General features: G+C 61.0%; 12 protein-coding genes and 2 pseudogenes. 3 read left to right on the plus strand and 11 right to left on the minus strand.

Annotation, left to right across the window (positions count from 1 at the left end; translation table 11 throughout):
* Nucleotides 1-39: 39 nt before the first annotated feature.
* From ACY4LX_RS13780 to ACY4LX_RS13795, 4 genes and pseudogenes are all read right to left on the minus strand, one after another.
* A pseudogene (locus tag ACY4LX_RS13780) lies at nucleotides 40-1,833 on the minus strand (type VI secretion system Vgr family protein); the annotation flags it as partial.
* Nucleotides 1,834-1,964: 131 nt separating this feature from the next.
* On the minus strand, nucleotides 1,965-2,480 hold the full coding sequence (locus ACY4LX_RS13785; RefSeq protein ID WP_054051032.1) for an Hcp family type VI secretion system effector: 516 nt from the start codon (nucleotides 2,478-2,480) through the stop codon (nucleotides 1,965-1,967).
* 313 nt (nucleotides 2,481-2,793) lie between these two features.
* Entirely contained in the window at nucleotides 2,794-3,099 is a 306-nt protein-coding gene (locus ACY4LX_RS13790; protein ID WP_463260225.1) for an ArsR/SmtB family transcription factor, read from the minus strand.
* A gap of 97 nt (nucleotides 3,100-3,196) precedes the next feature.
* Entirely contained in the window at nucleotides 3,197-4,327 is a 1,131-nt protein-coding gene (locus ACY4LX_RS13795; RefSeq protein WP_463260226.1) for an alkene reductase, read from the minus strand.
* A 240-nt stretch (nucleotides 4,328-4,567) separates the two neighbouring features.
* On the opposite strand from ACY4LX_RS13795, the gene ACY4LX_RS13800 reads away from it, so the two are divergent.
* A complete protein-coding gene (locus tag ACY4LX_RS13800; RefSeq protein WP_463260227.1) occupies nucleotides 4,568-5,245 on the plus strand; it encodes a type 1 glutamine amidotransferase domain-containing protein in 678 nt (225 codons plus the stop codon).
* Between the two features lie 138 nt (nucleotides 5,246-5,383).
* Here ACY4LX_RS13800 and hglS read toward each other — a convergent pair whose 3' ends face one another.
* The 6 genes from hglS to ACY4LX_RS13830 form a co-directional block, all read right to left on the minus strand.
* A complete protein-coding gene (hglS, locus tag ACY4LX_RS13805) occupies nucleotides 5,384-6,775 on the minus strand; it encodes a 2-oxoadipate dioxygenase/decarboxylase HglS (protein WP_463260228.1) in 1,392 nt (463 codons plus the stop codon).
* A gap of 88 nt (nucleotides 6,776-6,863) precedes the next feature.
* The gene (glcF, locus tag ACY4LX_RS13810) at nucleotides 6,864-8,084 is read right to left on the minus strand and encodes a glycolate oxidase subunit GlcF (protein WP_463260229.1); all 1,221 of its coding nucleotides are present in this window, start codon (nucleotides 8,082-8,084) and stop codon (nucleotides 6,864-6,866) included.
* A 1-nt stretch (nucleotide 8,085) separates the two neighbouring features.
* Entirely contained in the window at nucleotides 8,086-9,135 is a 1,050-nt protein-coding gene (gene glcE / locus ACY4LX_RS13815; protein WP_463260230.1) for a glycolate oxidase subunit GlcE, read from the minus strand.
* The gene (glcD, locus tag ACY4LX_RS13820; protein WP_463260231.1) at nucleotides 9,135-10,634 is read right to left on the minus strand and encodes a glycolate oxidase subunit GlcD; all 1,500 of its coding nucleotides are present in this window, start codon (nucleotides 10,632-10,634) and stop codon (nucleotides 9,135-9,137) included. Before glcD ends, glcE begins: the two co-directional genes overlap by 1 nt.
* An 85-nt stretch (nucleotides 10,635-10,719) precedes the next feature.
* On the minus strand, nucleotides 10,720-11,646 hold the full coding sequence (locus tag ACY4LX_RS13825) for an alpha/beta fold hydrolase (protein ID WP_149658640.1): 927 nt from the start codon (nucleotides 11,644-11,646) through the stop codon (nucleotides 10,720-10,722).
* A 23-nt stretch (nucleotides 11,647-11,669) separates the two neighbouring features.
* A complete protein-coding gene (locus ACY4LX_RS13830; RefSeq protein WP_463260232.1) occupies nucleotides 11,670-13,124 on the minus strand; it encodes a flavin-containing monooxygenase in 1,455 nt (484 codons plus the stop codon).
* Between the two features lie 353 nt (nucleotides 13,125-13,477).
* Here ACY4LX_RS13830 and ACY4LX_RS13835 point away from each other — a divergent pair, with 353 nt between their 5' ends.
* Together ACY4LX_RS13835 and ACY4LX_RS13840 are read left to right on the plus strand one after the other, a co-directional pair.
* A complete protein-coding gene (locus ACY4LX_RS13835; RefSeq protein WP_463260233.1) occupies nucleotides 13,478-14,551 on the plus strand; it encodes a diguanylate cyclase in 1,074 nt (357 codons plus the stop codon).
* Nucleotides 14,552-14,559: 8 nt separating this feature from the next.
* A pseudogene (locus ACY4LX_RS13840) lies at nucleotides 14,560-15,188 on the plus strand (M20/M25/M40 family metallo-hydrolase); the annotation flags it as partial.
* A gap of 430 nt (nucleotides 15,189-15,618) precedes the next feature.
* Here ACY4LX_RS13840 and ACY4LX_RS13845 read toward each other — a convergent pair.
* Entirely contained in the window at nucleotides 15,619-16,488 is an 870-nt protein-coding gene (locus ACY4LX_RS13845; RefSeq protein ID WP_123513478.1) for an isocitrate lyase/PEP mutase family protein, read from the minus strand.
* Between the last annotated feature and the right edge of the window lie 308 nt (nucleotides 16,489-16,796).

Genomic DNA, 16,796 nt, shown 5'->3' on the forward strand with positions numbered 1-16,796 from the left:
GCAAATCTCGCAGACCGGCTGAGCCGTTGTAGCGGCTCGTTGCAGGGTCTGACGCATGGCGGGAACGAGCACGACTTTCATGCCGCTGCTCAGGTGGATTTCCTGTCCTGCCTCAATAAACTGCCCAGTCCCAATCTTGACGTGCTGGTTAACCCCCACCGTCAAATGATCATTCGCCTGCGTCTCCACCTTCCGGTCTGCATAAACCGTGTGGTGTTCTTCGGCCTTGAATTCTGTGTAGCTGTTTTGCTCGACGGTGTCGTGGCGTTCGTTGCCGACGCGGATTTTCTGATCGTGCTCGATGTTTTCGTCCCAGTCGCGCTGGGCGTGCAGGTAGATCTGCTCCTGACCTTTCTTGTCTTCGATGCGCAGTTCGTTGTAACCGCCGCCCCCCATCGAGCTCAGGGTCTTGAAGGTGCTGCGGGTCTTGTTCGCCGGCAGCGCGTAGGGGACGGTGTTTTCCTTGTGGTACAGGCAGCCGCTGATCAGCGGTTGATCGGGGTCGCCTTCAAGGAACGTGACCAGCACTTCCATGCCGATGCGCGGGATGGCGATGCCGCCGTACTGGGCGCCGGCCCAGGCGGAGGAGACGCGTAGCCAGCAGCTGGTTTTGTCGTCGGCCTGGCCTTCGCGATCCCAGTGGAATTGCACTTTGACGCGGCCGTATGGGTCGCAGTGGATTTCTTCACCTTTGGGGCCGGTGACCACGGCGCTCTGGCTGCCGAGGATTCGCGGTTTTGGGTGGTTCAGCGGTGGCCGGTTCGGCACGTCCCACGGGGTGGCCTGGAAGTGGTTGCGATAGCCCTGGTGGAAGTCGTCTTTAAGGTTAGTGGTGCTGCTGGTGACCGACTCTTCCAGCACTTGCGGCTGTTTGCCTTCGTGGAGGACTTCGGTGAGTAGCCACAGGTCGTTCCACTTGGCTTTCGGGTGTTGGGTCAGGGCCAGGAAGTGGCCGCTGACCAGCAGCGGTTGATCGCTGCGGCCTTCGGCGAGCTGGAAGTCGCTGCGGTGGCGTTCGAGGGCGCGTTTGGCCAGGTGCTTGCCGCGTTCGCGGTCGATGAAGCGACCGGGGTAGTCGTAGTCTTCGAGGTCGGGCAGGGCATCACCACGGTTTTCGCTTTCGAGGGTCAGGCGTGGTTTTTCGAAGTCGTAGTCGCGGCGGGTGGTGCGGCTGGTGCGGGTTTCCAGGCGCAGGTCGAAGCGCTTGATCACCGGGTCGTTGGCGACCATGCCGGAGTCTTGCTGATAGGCCACGGGCGCGAGTTTCGGGAACACCGTCTGGTCATCGCCGAACACCAGTTTGTGGGCCGTGGCGCTGTGCTGGAAGTGGTAGTGGATACCTTCTTCCTCGCACAGGCGCTGGATGAAGTGCAGGTCCGATTCATCGTACTGAACGCAGTAAATACGCTCGGGATAGATCGACCCGACTTTGAATTCGTAGGCGTTGCTTTGGATACCGTGCTCTTCGAGGACCATGCCGACGATTTTCGGCACGCTGAGGTTCTGGAAGATGCGCTGGTTGATGCGGTGCGCCAGGTAGGACAGTTGCGGGCGCAGGGTCACCGCGTAGCGGGTCAGGCGTTTGCCGGAATCACCCTGGGCGGCGCGATAGATCTGGCCATGGATGCCGCTGCCATCGGGCGAGAGCTGCAAAAAGGCCGGTTTGTGCAGCAGCGTTTCGAGGTCCAGGGACGGCTGTTCACTGACCAGCTCCACCTCAAACACAAAGGGCTGGCTGATGGCTTCCCGGCCTTGCAGGGCAAGGACCTGCAGGTCGTTGGAAAGGCCTTCGATAGTCAGGGCAAAGTGAGTCTGATTGGCCGGCGCGAACATCCCTTGTTCCTCGTGCTGTGCTGCGGCGTAAACCAATACCCGATCAAAGGATCAGCAGACGCGAAATTCTGGAAAGGCGTAAACAACATCGACCAGCAGAGCTGGCCGATGCGTAAAGCGGTCAGCCGCGATTAAGCGACTGGTTGACGCCAGTCATCGGAACCCGAAGTACCGGATACTTCGTGGGTCCAGGTGATTTTACGGTAGGTGAACTGCACTTCTTCCAGGTGCGTGAAGTGGGAGTTCGACGGATCCTGGCAGTTGTGCATTTTGTTGTTGATGGCGACGATGATCGCGTCTTCCAGTTTGGTGGTGTAGTAGTGCTCTTGGGTCCCTTGGGCCGAAGTGCGGTACCACTGGATAACGATTTCGCTCATGCGCTCGCCGGAAGTCAGTGCGGCTTGCAGCAGTGGCGAAGCTTTGTCGTAGACCTTGGTGATCACAACTGGCTTGTGAACGCGCTGACCGGTTGGTTGGCCGGACTGTGGGTCACGCGGGATGATCACGTCGTGGCTGAACGCCTGAACCATGACCTGGTCTTCGTGACCTTCTTGATAAGTGTTGCCAACGGAGTCAGCGGTGAATGCGCCAGCCGTGATCAGGCCTTGTTTTTCGCCAGTGACGGACATGTAGGCAGGTGTTGCCATGGGATGCTCTCCTTGCTTGATAAATAGAGGTGCCCGGAGGCGAAATCGCCCGGTGGGTGCCTAACTGTTATCAAGGTCCGTGCCAGAAAAGGTGAGGGCTATATAAACCGGGGGGATGATCGAGGTTTTTCAAGCGCTTGGGTGAGTTTGGAGGGAAATCACCTCATAAAGTGCGCAAGAAGTTGCGCAGTACTGCGCAACTTCTTGCGCACTCGGCTACAGGCCACAGCGGGGGTGGCGCTTAGCGATTTTTGAAGGCGTTTTCGCAAAATAAGTGCGCAACTTCTTGCGCATCAAGGCCATGCGCCATCATTCAGAGGCTGACACCGATTTGCTCGACAAACTGAGCGATGGTTGTGTCGTTGCGCCGGTAATAAGTCCACGGCCCGATCCGCTGCGAGGTGACCAGATTGGCTCGTTGCAGGGCGGTGAGATACAGCGATACCGTGGACTGCGAAAGACCGACCTTTTCCTGAATGATGCTGACGCACACACCGAAGGCCTCCGGGTCGCGTTCCTGGGTCGGGAAGTGCACGCGCGGGTCCTTCAGCCACAGCATGATTTGCAAGCGTGTGGGGTTGGAAAGGGCTTTGATGATGTCGTTCAGATCAAGGGGCATGGTCGAGCCTGGGAGCCTGTGTGCTGCGTCGAAATAAGCCGAAACCCTGAGGCCGGCAGATCGTCCCGCGTATCAAGGAACCGATCGGCCGCGCAGTTTACAGGCTCGGCTGGTAGCGCGGGTAATCGCTGTACCCGACGGCGGTTCCACCGTAGAGGCTGGAGGCGTCCAGTTCATTGAGCGGCCATTGATTCAGCAGGCGCGCGGGCAGGTCCGGGTTGGCGATAAACCAGCGGCCGAAGCCGATCAAATCCCCCCAATCGGCGTTCAGCACGTTGTCGGCGCGTTCGCCCGAGTACTTGCCGGCGTACATCAGCAACCCGCTAAACGACTCGCGGACGGCTTGGCGGAAGGTGATTGGCAGTTCCGGGGCGTTATCCCAATCGGCTTCGGCCAGTGACACGTAGGCAATGCCGATCTGTTCCATCAATCTGACGGCCTCCAGGTAAGTTTCGTGCGGGTTCTCTTCTACCAGTCCGAGGTAGACCCGTGCTTCATCAGTGCTGGCGAACAGTGGTGCAAACCGCACACCGACCCGATCCTTGCCCAACACCGCCGCCACGGCTTCGGTGATTTCCCGCAGGAAACGCAGGCGATTGCTCAGCGAGCCGCCGTATTCGTCAGTGCGCTGGTTGCTGTGTTCAGAGATGAACTGATTGACCAGGTAACCATTGGCGCAGTGCAACTCGACGCCATCGAAACCGGCTTCCACGGCATTGCGCGCCGCTTGAGCGTAAAGCTGGACGAGTTCTTTGACCTGTTCGGTGCTCAACGCTTGCGGCACCGATGGTTCGGCCAACGCACCCGTGCCCGGGCCGGTTTCGATAAACACGCTGACCGCCGTCGCCGGGATGGCTGAAGGTGCGATCGGTGCGGCGCCACCCGGTTGCAGTGAGGTGTGTGAGACCCGGCCGACATGCCATAACTGGGCAAAGATCGGCTTGCCTTCAAGGTGCACCGCTGCAGTGACCTGTTTCCAGCCGTCGATCTGCGCCTGGCTGTGAATCCCCGGTGTCCAGGCGTAACCCTGACCGCGCGGTTCAATCTGAATACCCTCGGTGATCAGCAAACCGGCGCTGCTGCGCTGACGGTAATACTCGGCCATCAGGGCGTTGGGAATGTTGCCCGGCTGAGTGCTGCGCGAACGGGTCAGCGGCGGCAGCACCACGCGGTTTTGCAGGGTGAACGGGCCGAGTCGGATGGGCGTGAAGAGGGTGGAACCGGTCATCGATAAGTCCTGTAAAGCGGAATGAGTGCGTTCGTACGCCGTCAGCCGAGGCTGAGCAGGGTGCGCTGTGAACGCCTTTATAGGAGTATCACGATATTGCGATATATCAATATCTAAATTTGAAAAGCTTCCGTATGATCCGGCCACTCGGTGAAACGAACCGCCCAACCGGGTGGTCAATGACTCAGTACCCAAGCGCCAATGAGCGTCCGACTATTCCTGCACTCAAGTGAGAACGATATGAATATCCTGATGGTTCTAACGTCCCACGATCAGTTGGGCAACACCGGTAAGAAAACCGGCTTCTGGCTGGAAGAATTCGCCGCGCCGTATTACACGTTCAAGGACGCCGGCGCTCAGTTGACCCTGGCCTCGCCCAAGGGCGGCCAGCCACCGCTGGACCCGAAAAGCGACGAGCCGGACGCGCAAACCGCCGCCACCGATCGTTTTCGCAAGGATTCGGCTGCGCAATCCGCGCTGGCATCTACCGTGGTGTTGAGCAGCGTGAAGGCTGAGGATTTCGATGCCGTGTTCTATCCGGGCGGCCATGGCCCGCTGTGGGACTTGGCAGAGGACAAGGATTCCATCGCACTGATCGAGGCGATCTACAAGGCTGGTAAACCGGTCGCGACGGTCTGCCATGCACCGGGTGTGTTGCGCCATGTGAAGGATGCGGACGGTCAGCCGTTGGTCAAAGGCAAGCGGGTGACCGGGTTCAGCAACACAGAAGAAGAGGCCGTGCAGTTGACCGACGTGGTGCCGTTTTTGGTCGAGGATGAGTTGAAGGCCAAAGGCGGGATTTATTCGAAGGGCGCTGATTGGGCGAGCTACATCACCACCGATGGGTTGTTGTTGAGCGGGCAGAATCCGGCGTCTTCGGAAGCGACGGCCAAAGCGTTGTTGGCGAAGCTGACCTAAGCACTTTCCTGTGGCGAGGGAGCTTGCTCCCGCTTGAGTGCGCAGCACTCACAAAAATCTCTGTCGTTCGAAGAGTTTTGGGGCCGCTGCGCAGCCCAGCGGGAGCAAGCTCCCTCGCCACAAAGGTGTTCCACAAACTCAGCTCAGGCCCGGCAATCCCAGCGCGGCGTAACACGCCTCAATCGAGCGCCGCTGCGTTTGCGCATACAACCCCAACTCATCAATGGTCGACCGCCCCAGCGCGTGTTCAAAAGCCTGCTGATTTGACTGCACGTCATAGCGGGTCTGCGCGGCTTCCCCCAGGTTCGACTGGAAAATCCCCGCCGCACTCACCGGCAAAAAGTCCTCATACACCATGGGTTCAACCCGCACATACCCGGCGCTGAGCAACTCGTCCAGCGAAACACCGTCCAGCCCATCCGCCACCAACCCCTTTTCCGTCACGAAGTAGCGAAAGTACGCCAGTTCCTGTCGGCGCATGCCCTCCAGCGTGTCAGGGAATTCGCCAAAGTGTTGAGTCATCAATTCGTTGTAGCGGGCGGCGTTGGCTTCATTCGGGAAGTCCTTCAGCTCATCACGCGCGGCATTAAGCAGACGATCGTAAAGCGCCCGGCCTTTAGGCGTGAGCGCCGCGCCACGTTGCTCGATTTCACCGAAACGGGCGCTGTGGCTGCCACGTGTCTGGTCCTGATCGGTAAAGGCAATCGGTTCGTCCAGCGCTTTGAAGCTGGTCTGGCGCAGCAGGATCGGGCACTGCCGGCGTGGCGGGCCTTCGATCACGGCTTTGGGGGTGATGCCGTGGGCGGGCATTTGCGCCTGGACGATGTCGATGTCCAGGGTGCGCGGGGTCAGGTGATTGATGTGTGGGCCTTTGAACGCCACCACGTCGGCGATCAGTCGATGCTGGGCGCTGAGTTGCTGGTATTGCGCGGCGGTGACGGTGGCGCTGTGGTGCCAGCGGAAGGTTTCCAGAGTTTGTTCGACGAAATCCCAGGATTGCTTCTCGGTGAGCCCGCCGTGGGTTTCGGCCTGTTCGATCAGCGCCAACGCCTTCGCGGTGAAGATCTGGCGTTTATCCAGCACCGATTGGGCAAAGGCGCGCAGTTCCAGGTTTTCGATCAGCTCCAGGCGCAGCAATGAGGTAAACACCCGGAACGGGCTGACCTGCAGCGCCGCTTCATGCACCGCGCGGAACGCCGTGGAATGCACCGGCACCCCGGCCGGGGTCAAATCGTAATAGCCCACCGGTTGCATGCCCATCACGGCGAACAACCGGGCGAGGGTGGCCAGTTCAGCGGCGGTGCCGACGCGGATGGCGCCGTGGCGTTCCAGGTCCAGGCGCTGAATTTCGCCAGTGCTTTCGAGCTGCCGGGCGATCTGCGGATCGCTATCGAGCACCTGGCGGTTGGTTTGCTCCACCAGTTCCATCAGCGCGCCGTACAGCGGCACCTCTTCTCGGTACATGTCGGACATCGCTTTGGAGAAGCGCTGGCGGATCAGGTCGGGGCTGACGAAGCTGGGGTGGTTCATGAAAAAAATTCCTGGCGCGGTAACAGAGAGGATGCGAGAAAAGATCGCAGCCTTCTGCCACGCCGACAAACGAAGATTCCTACGAACTTCATTCTCCCAGCGACTGGTCCACCAATTCGATCCAGTGCCGGACCGGCGTGCGTCTTGCGCTGGCGAGGTGGCTTTGGCAGCCGACGTTAGCGGTGACAATCAGTGCCGGATGGCCACTTTCCAGGGCATTGAGCTTGTTGTCCCGCAGTTGCCGGGCCAGTTCCGGTTGGGTCAGGGAATAAGTCCCGGCCGAGCCGCAACATAAATGACTGTCCGGCACGGCGGTGAGGTTGAAGCCCAATCGGCTCAGCACGGCCTCGACCGCGCCGCCAAGTTTCTGCGCGTGCTGCAAGGTGCAGGGGCAATGGAAGGCAATTCGCTGATCCGTCGCGGCGCAGACCCGTTCCAAGGGTTCATCGGCCAGCACTTGCACCAGATCCAGCGCCAGCGCACTGACCCGCAAAGCCTTGGCGGCATACGCCGGATCACGTTCCAGCAGATGGCCATAATCCTTGATGAACGCACCGCAACCACTTGCCGTCTGCACAATCGCTTCGGCGCCGTTTTCGATGTGCGGCCACCAGGTGTCGATGTTGCGTCGGGCGCGGTCCAGCCCTTTGGCCTGGGCGTCGAGGTGATAGTCCAGCGCACCGCAACAACCGGCCTCCGGCGCCGGGATCACGCTGATCCCCAACCGATCCAGCACCCGCGCCGCCGCGGCATTGGTGTTGGGCGACAGACCGGGTTGCACGCAGCCTTCGAGCATCAACACCCGCCGGGCATGCCGCGGGGCAGGGCGCTCGCCGGTGGCGGGCAGGTCGTGGGGCAACTTGGCTGCAAAACCCCGAGGCAATAACGGCCTGAACGTCGCGCCGATCCGCAGCAGCGACTTGAACAGGTTCGGGTTCGGCGCCAGTGCCCGCAACCCTTCGCGCAGCAACCGCTGACCCACGGGGCGCGGCACCGCTTGATCGACCACGGCCCGGCCAATGTCGAAGAGGTTGTGATAATCCACGCCGGACGGGCAGGTGGTTTCGCAGTTGCGGCACGACAGGCAACGGTCCAGGTGCAATTGGGTTTTCGCCGTGGCGGGGGCGCCTTCGAGCACTTGCTTGATCAGGTAGATGCGCCCGCGCGGGCCGTCCAGTTCATCGCCCAGCAATTGATAGGTCGGGCAGGTGGCGTTGCAGAACCCGCAATGCACGCACGTGCGCAGGATCTTTTCCGCTTCGGCGGCCCGTGGCAGCTTGCGCGACTGCTCGCTGAGGGTGGTTTGCATGCTAGAACTCCGCGTACATCCGGCCAGGATTGAACAGCCCTTGCGGGTCCAGTTGCGCCTTGAGTTGCCGGTGGTAGCGCAACAGCGCCGGGGCCAGTGGTTGGAAGGGCGTGTCGCTGGCGCCGTGACTGAAACAGGTAGCATGGCCGCCCAGTTCATGGGCCAGTGACTGGATGTTGTCGGCCTCGGATTTTAGCCAGCGTTGCGCGCCGGCCCAGTCGATCAGTTGCTCGCCGGGCAGCGACAACGGCCCAAGGTTGTTGGGCAAAGACAGCCGCCACAACGGCAGGCCTTCATCGAAAAAATCCAGTCGTTGCTCGTTCAGTTCAGTCCAATACACCGAATCCAACGGCTCACCGCCCAGTCGTTGATGCGCCGCCGTCACCGAGCCTTCGCCACCCTCCAGCCGCAGAAACAGGCGCTGGCCATCATGGCTCGCCGCGCTGATCGGCAAAGGTTGTTGGCCCCATTCGGCGAGCTTGCTCAATGCCCGAGCACTGTCGAGTTCCAGGCTGATGCTCAAGCATTGCCGGGGTTTGGGCAGCACTTTGAGCGAGACCTCGGTCAGCACGCCGAGGCAACCGTAACTGCCCACCAGTAGGCGCGACAGGTCATAGCCGGCGACGTTTTTCATCACTTCGCCGCCAAAGCGCAGGTGTTTGCCGAGGCCGGTGATGACGCGGGTGCCGAGGACAAAGTCGCGCACCGAACCCGACCATGGCCGTCGTGGCCCGGACAACCCCGCAGCGATCATTCCGCCGACGGTGGCGCCTTCACCGAATGACGGTGGTTCGCAGGGCAGCATTTGCCCCTTGGCGTCGAGCGCCGCCAGCAGTTCGGTCAAAGGCGTACCGGCGCGAACACTGACCACCAGTTCCGTCGGGTCATAGCTGACAATGCCGCGATGGACACGGGTGTCGAGCACTTCCCCGGCCACCTCGCGGCCGAGAAACGCCTTGCTGTTGCTGCCCTGAATCCGCAGCGGCGTGGCGTTCGCCCGCGCCTGGTTGACCTGTTCCAGCAGCGCCTCGCTGGCATCGAAATCCGCCATCAGAAACGCTCCAGCTCAGGAAACGGCAGTTGCCCGGCGTGAATGTGCATCGCACCGAATTCCGCGCAGCGGTGCAGGGTTGGGATGTTCTTGCCGGGGTTGAGCAGGCCCTGCGGGTCGAACGCGGCTTTTACCGCGTGAAACAGGGTCAATTCGTCGCTGTTGAACTGCGCGCACATCTGATTGATTTTCTCCCGACCTACGCCGTGTTCGCCGGTGATGCTGCCGCCGACCTTCACGCACAACTCCAGAATCTGCCCGCCCAACGCTTCGGCCCGGGCCAGTTCGCCGGGCTGATTGGCGTCGAACAGAATCAACGGGTGCATATTGCCGTCGCCAGCATGGAACACGTTGGCCACGCGCAAGCCATGTTCGGCGCCGAGGCGGGCGATGCCTTCGAGCACGCCAGGCAATTCGCGGCGGGGGATGGTGCCGTCCATGCAGTAGTAGTCCGGCGACAGGCGACCAATCGCCGGGAAGGCATTTTTGCGTCCGGCCCAGAAGCGCACGCGTTCGGCTTCATCTTTAGCTTGGCGCACTTCACTGGCGCCGGCCTGTTGCATGACCTCGCGCACGCGCTGGCAATCGTCGTGGACATCGGCTTCGACGCCGTCCAGTTCGCAGAGCAGGATTGCCTCGGCGTCCACCGGGTAGCCGGCGTGGATAAAGTCCTCGGCGGCGCGAATCGCCAGGTTGTCCATCATTTCCAGGCCTCCGGGGATGATCCCGGCGCCGATGATATCGGCCACGGCGCGACCGGCCTTTTCCACCGAATCGAAACTGGCCAGCAAGACCTTGGCGACCTGGGGTTTGGGCAGCAACTTGACCGTGACTTCGGTGATGATCCCCAGCAAGCCTTCGGAACCGGTGAACAGCGCCAACAGGTCAAAACCCGGCGCATCCAGCGCGTCGGAGCCCAGGGTCAGGCGTTCGCCTTCAACGGTGAGCACTTCCAGTTTCAGCAGGTTGTGCACGGTCAGGCCGTATTTGAGGCAATGCACGCCGCCGGCATTTTCCGCGACGTTGCCACCGATGGAACAGGCGATTTGCGAGGAAGGGTCCGGCGCGTAATACAGGCCGAACGGCGCCGCAGCCTGGGAAATCGCCAGGTTGCGCACGCCGGGCTGGACCCGCGCGGTGCGGGCTTCAGGGTCGATGTGCAGAATTTGGTTGAACCGCGCCATCACCAGCAGCACGCCTTTTTCCAGGGGCAAGGCGCCGCCAGACAAACCGGTGCCAGCGCCGCGAGCGACTACCGGCACTTGTTGGGCGTGGCAGATTTCGAGGAGTTTTTGCACGTGCTCCAGACGCCGGGGCAGGGCCACCAGCATCGGCGTGGTGCGATAGGCGGAGAGGCCGTCGCATTCGTAGGGCTTGAGTTCTTCCTCGCGCCAGAGCACGTCCAGGTCGGGGATTTGCTGGTGCAGGCGGTTGAGCAGGGCGGCTTTGTCGACATCCGGCAACGCGCCGTCGATGCGTTCGTCGTACAGAATATTCATTTCACAGGTCCCTGTGGCGAGGGAGCAAGCTCCCTCGCCACAAAAGCGGTGCTCACTTCATTAGGTTTTATCACCACAGAAATATTCATCGCTGCGGTCCCAGAAACTCCCGATACAACCGCGCCGTCCTCATCGGTTGCTCGACCATCGGCATGTGGCCAATCCCTTCCCAGATGTCCACCCGCAAGTTATCAATGCCTTTGCTCCACACTGCGACGCTGCTGACGTCGATCAACCGGTCCTTGCGCCCCCAGAGCAGCAGCGCCGGGCATTTGATGTCGGGGAGTTTTGGCTCCATCGGCGGGCTGGCGCGCAAGTCCTGGAAGATTTCCGCCAGTTCGTCGCGGCTTTGTTCGTAGCGCTGGGCGACGGCGTCCAGCACCACACCCGGGACCCACGGCGGGTTGGCCATGGTCATGGCGTAGAAGTACTGGAATTCTTCCTTGGAATTGATCAGGAACGGGTTGTGCCCCTTGGCCAGGTGGCGTTCCAGGTCACTGATTTCGGGAGCGGTGACGCCGGCCGGGTCGATCAGCGCCACCGAGGCAATCCGCTCGGGGTAAGTGGCCGCCAGCCAGGCCGCGATGTAGCCGCCCATGGAGTTGCCGATCACATGCACTTTCTCGACGCCGCACACATCCAGCAGCTGGATCATGCGCTTGGCCTGAACCCCGATGTCGTAGCCGCCACCGGCCTTGAAGCCGGTTTCGCCATGGCCGGCGAGGTCGGGGATGATCACCCGGTAGTCGCCGACAAAGTGCCGGGCAAAGCGCAGCCAAAGGTTCTTGTCGGCGCTGTAGCCGTGCAGCATCAACACCGCGCTGGAGGCTTCATACGGCCCGCCCTGCCAGGTCGAGACGGTCATTTCGCTGATCGGCACCACGATCTTGTGCAGCCGATACAGCTTGGCCTCCAGGGCCATGCTCAGGTCATACAGCCAATGGCCGATGGCCGGGTAGCTCAACCAGCTCCAGGCCACGAACACCGCGATTGCGACAACCAACAAAAGCATCAGGCGTCTTCCTTTTTACGTGATCAGGACAGTATGTGATCGGCGAGTTTCAGGGCCTTGGTCAAACGGTAATAGCTGAAACTGAACCCCGGAAACATGGCGATCACATGACCGCTCTTGCTTTGATACCAACTGTGGCAGCCACCGGACTTCCACACTGTGCGTTCCATTTCCCGGTGGATCATTTCAGTGTAGGTACGTTCCGCCTCGGGGCGTACTTCAATGCTGCGCAGGCCCTGTTCTTTTAGTGTGCGGATGCAGCCAAGGATGTAATTCATCTGGGATTCGATGATGAACAGCGCCGAGGTGTGACCGATGCCGGTGTTGGGGCCGGTGACGATAAACAGATTGGGGAAGTCCGGCAGGCTGGTGCCCAGATACGCCCGTGGATATTGCGCCCAGACGTCTTTCAGGCGCTTGCCGTTCTTGCCGGTGACCGGGTAGGAAATCACCCCGTCGGTGGCGTCGTAGCCGGTGGACCAGACGATCAGGTCGACGTCGATGTGCTGGCCGTCCAGGGTGTTGATCCCGGTTTCGTCGAGGGAGGCGATGCCTTGTTCGCGGGTGTGCAACGTGACGTTGGGCCGTGCGAGCGCCGGGTACAAGGTGCTGGAGATCAGCACCCGCTTGCAGCCGATGGTGAAATCCGGGGTCAATTTGCGCCGCAACTCGGGGTCGGGCACCTGGCGTTTGAGGAAACGCAGGGCTTGTCGCTGAACCAGATGAATCGCCGGTTTGGAGTATTTGAACGCGATCACCCGGGTTTCGAATAACCAGTAGATCGTCCAGCGCAGCAGTTTGTAGGCCGGTTTCAGCCCCAGCAGCCAGCGCTGGAAGCGGCCGAAGGTGCGATCGGCGCGGGGTAGCACCCAGTGGGCGGTGCGTTGGAAGACGTGCAGGTGTTCGACGTCCGGGGCAATCGCCGGAATGACCTGTGCCGCACTTGCGCCGCTGCCAACAATAGCCACGCGTTTACCCGTGTAATCGTAGGAATGATCCCAATGGTTGGTGTGAAAGGTCTTGCCCTGGAAGCGTTCCATGCCTTCGAAGTGTGGGACCACGGGTTGGCTCAGCGGCCCGGTGGCGTTGATCAGGAACTGCGCGTAGAACGTGCCTTTGCTGCCGGTGCGGACCGCCCAGCGTTTACCGGCGTCATCCCATTCGATGCCTTCGACGTTGGCCTCAAGCTCGACTTTTTCGCGCAAGCCGAAACGCTCCACCACGTACTGGGTGTAGCGATGCAATTCGGCCTGTTCGGCGAACATTTGCGTCCACTGATAAGGCGCGAAGGACAGCGAATACAAGGGCGAGGGCACGTCGACGGCCGCGCCGGGGTAGGTGTTCTGGCACCAGGTGCCGCCGAAAAAGTCCCGCCGTTCCAGCAAGCGAAAATCGCTGATTCCCGCCTTGAGCAAATTGATCGCCGCACACTGCCCGCCAAATCCGCTGCCGATGATCAATACCTGAAAGGTTGGCATGGGCCTCCTCTTTGTCGTTGTTTATTAAACCCTTCCTTCATGTATAGCCAATCTGTAGGTCGATGCTTCCGCTTTTGTAGGAGCGAGGCTTGCCCGCGAAGAACGATAACGCGGTGCATCTGATACACCGCGTTATCCGCATTCGCCTGTAGGAGCAAAGCTTGCTCGCGAAGAACGATGACACGGTACACCTGATACACCGCGTTATCGTTCTTCGCGGGCAAGCCTCGCTCCTACAGATAGCAGGGTATTCACCGCCAGCCGGTGATGGCTATTCGCCGTTGCCCTGATAGACTCCGTTCACACCCGCAACCCCCGGTGTGATCAGATTCCGTTCAGTGGTAGAGGCCTCTATGGCAAAAACGGGAGGAAAGGGACTTTCACTGGCCAGGAGGCTCTACACGTCGCGAACCCTGGGTTTGGCCTTGGGCTTGTTGTGCGTGAGTGCGGCGATGTACCCGCTCAATCCTGCGCCCTGGGTCTGGGGGCTGATGCTGTTCAACGGCATTGTCTGGCCGCACCTGGCTTACCAATGGGCGCGCCGCGCCACACTCCCTTACCACGCCGAACACCGCAACCTGCTGGTGGACGCCTTCCTCGGCGGCTTCTGGGTCGTGGCCATGCAGTTCAATCCATTGCCCAGCGCCACCACCATCTCGATGATGGCGATGAACAACGTCGCCATCGGCGGCATGCGTTTTCTGTTGGCCGGGACCGTGGCGCAGATCCTCGGGGTCGGCGTCGGACTCGTGCTTTTCACCCCGTTGTTTATCCCGCAAACCAGTCCGTTGCAGCTGTACGCCTGCTTGCCGTTGTTGTGCCTGTACCCGCTGGCGCTGGGCTGGATCTGCTTTCGCCAGGCCATTACCCTCGGCCGGCAAAAACGCGAGTTACTCGCCCTGAGCCGCACCGACAGCCTCACCGGCCTGCTGAACCACGGCGCCTGGAAGGATCAACTGGAAGTCGAATTCCAGCGCTGCCGGCGACAGAACCAGGGTGGGGCGATTGCGCTGATCGACATCGACCACTTTAAAACCATCAACGACACCTACGGCCACGTCGCCGGGGACATCGTCTTGCGCCAGCTGAGCAAAATGCTCAAGCAGAACCTGCGTGCGGCGGACGTCGCCGGGCGCTATGGCGGGGACGAGTTCTGCGTGATCCTCCCGGACCTGCCCCTGAACAGCGCGGCCGCCGCGATGGACGCTTTGCGCGATCGCTTCGCCACCCTCGGCTATGAGCAAAGTCCGGCGCTGAAAGTCAGCCTGAGCATCGGTCTGGCTGCGTTCAACCCGGCGCACACCGATGCCACGTTGTGGCTCAACGATGCGGATCAGGCGCTGTATGAGGCAAAGACTACCGGACGTAATCGGGTGATCTGCTGCGGGGATGGCAAGCCTCGGCATGAGTTGCTGGATTCGGTGTGAACCGTTTCGCAGGTGTCGCATCCGGTATAGAGCCCGGGCGTAACGCCGCGATGGAAGCGGCGCACCAGATTCTGCAACTGGGCAAACTCGGCGACGACGCGAAGAAAACCACCATCAACTTCACCGTGCTCAAGGCCGGCGACCGCACCAACGTGATCCCGGACCAGGCCACCGCCAAGGCCGACGTGCGCGCGGCGGTGCCGGAAGAGTTCGACCGGATCGAGAAGGATCTGGCGCGGGTCTCTCAGGACAAACTGATCCCGGACACCCAAGTCACCACCACTCTGCAACGGGGCCTGCCGCCGATGCCGCAGACACCGGAATCGGATCGCCTGATGGCCATGGCCCAAGGCATTTACGGCGAAATTGGCCGCAAGTTGACCGAAGAAGGCGATCGGATCGCCTGATGGCCATGGCCCAAGGCATTTACGGCGAAATTGGCCGCAAGTTGACCGAAGAAGGCAGCGGCGGGGCGGCGGATGCGAGCCTGGCGGCCGGTGTCGGCACGCCGACGCTGGATGGGTTCGGGATAGTCGGCGGCAACATCCATACGCCGGAGGAATACGCGGAAGTGGAAAGCGTGGCGCCGCGGATTTACCTGTTGTCGCGGATGATTATGGAATTGGCCAAGCGGTAAGCCACGCCGCCACTGATCGTTCCCACGCTCCGCGTGGGAATGCCTCAACGGACGCTCCGCGTTCGGCTTTGGATGGGACGCAGAGCGTCCCGGGCTGCATTCCCACGCAGAGCGTGGGAACGATCACTCAGCGGCGCACAACTTTCCAAGATGTTTCCTACAACGTACCCTATTGCCGCGTTTTGGCATCGACCTCTATAGTTTCGGCTCGCGGAAAAACACCGCGAACGACCTTGGCCGCGAACCGATTGCGACCTGAGCCGCATTACCCGGGCGGTGCATTTGCTGACACGTGAAGGCTGCGCTGTGCTGAATGTGATCCAGAAGCGGGCGTTGCAGCGGGAGGAGGGGTATAAGGCCACGGTTTAGCGCAGTTGCGGCTGGCGCTATCGCGAGCTGGCTCGCGATAGCATCCTGCCTGCTCACACGGTCACTCCTTAACGCGCATAAACTCTTCCGCCCAACGAATGTAGTCCTCGGGCTGCGTATAGGTATGCGTCAGTTCGGTCGCGCTCAAGTCCGAGGCCTGGGTAAAGATCTGCCGTTGTTCGCGCAGGCTGTCGTAGGTCGCCTTGATCGCGGCAAAGTACGCGCCGTGGCCGTCGATGGTGACGCGCACACCCAGTTCCGCCAGGCGTTTGTCGTCGCGCAGGGCCGGGTTGCCGTAGGTGACGAGCATCAGCGGCACGCTCAGGTGTTCGGCGATTTTTTCCAGTTGGTCGAAGTCCTGCACGCCGACCATGCAGATGCCGTCGGCCCCGGCGTTCTGGTATTGCTGGGTGCGGCTGATGATTTCCTGGATCGGCAGGATCCCCGCATTGGTGCGGGCGATGATCGCCATTTCCTTGTCGACCCGGGCTTCCAGTGCCGCGCGAATCTTGCCGACGCCTTCGGCAACCCCGATCAAATCCGTGGATTTACGGCCGAATTGCGCCGGCAGCAGGGTGTCTTCGATGGTCAGCGCGGCGATGCCGGCGCGCTCCAGTTCGACGATGGTGCGCATCACGTTCAGCGCGTTGCCGTAGCCGTGGTCGGCGTCGGCAATGACCGGCAGCTGGGCCACACGGCCAATACGGGTGGCCTGCTCGGCGAATTCGCTGAGGGTGATCAAGGCGAAATCCGGGGCGCCCAGTACCTGCAACGAGGCGACGGAGCCACCGAGAATCCCGACTTCAAAACCCAGGTCCGCCGCGATCCGCGCCGACATCGGGTCAAAGACGGAAGCGGTGTGATAGCACGTGTCGGAAGCCAGCAATTGGCGAAAGTTACGGCGTAAATCTTGATGGGAAAGCCTGGACATATAGTTCCACCACTGCATTGGAATGGAAGGGCTTGAGCAAAAGTGTCAACGCCGAAGGAACAAAAGGCTATCACGCGGGCGGGGTAAGGATGATGACGAATTTACAGGCGGGTGAAACGATACCGCAGCCAATGGCAGTGGGCTGATGCAGTCAATCAAGAAATAAATGAATAACCTGTGGCGAGGGAACTTGCTTGTGGCGAGGGGGCTTGCCCCCGTTCGGCTGCGAAGCAGTCGCCAAGCGGTGAATGCGATATGACTGAAGTACGAGGTGTCAGGTTTTGGGGCCGCTACGCAGCCCAACGGGG

The sequence above is a fragment of the Pseudomonas sp. Emmai genome (assembly GCF_055179735.1).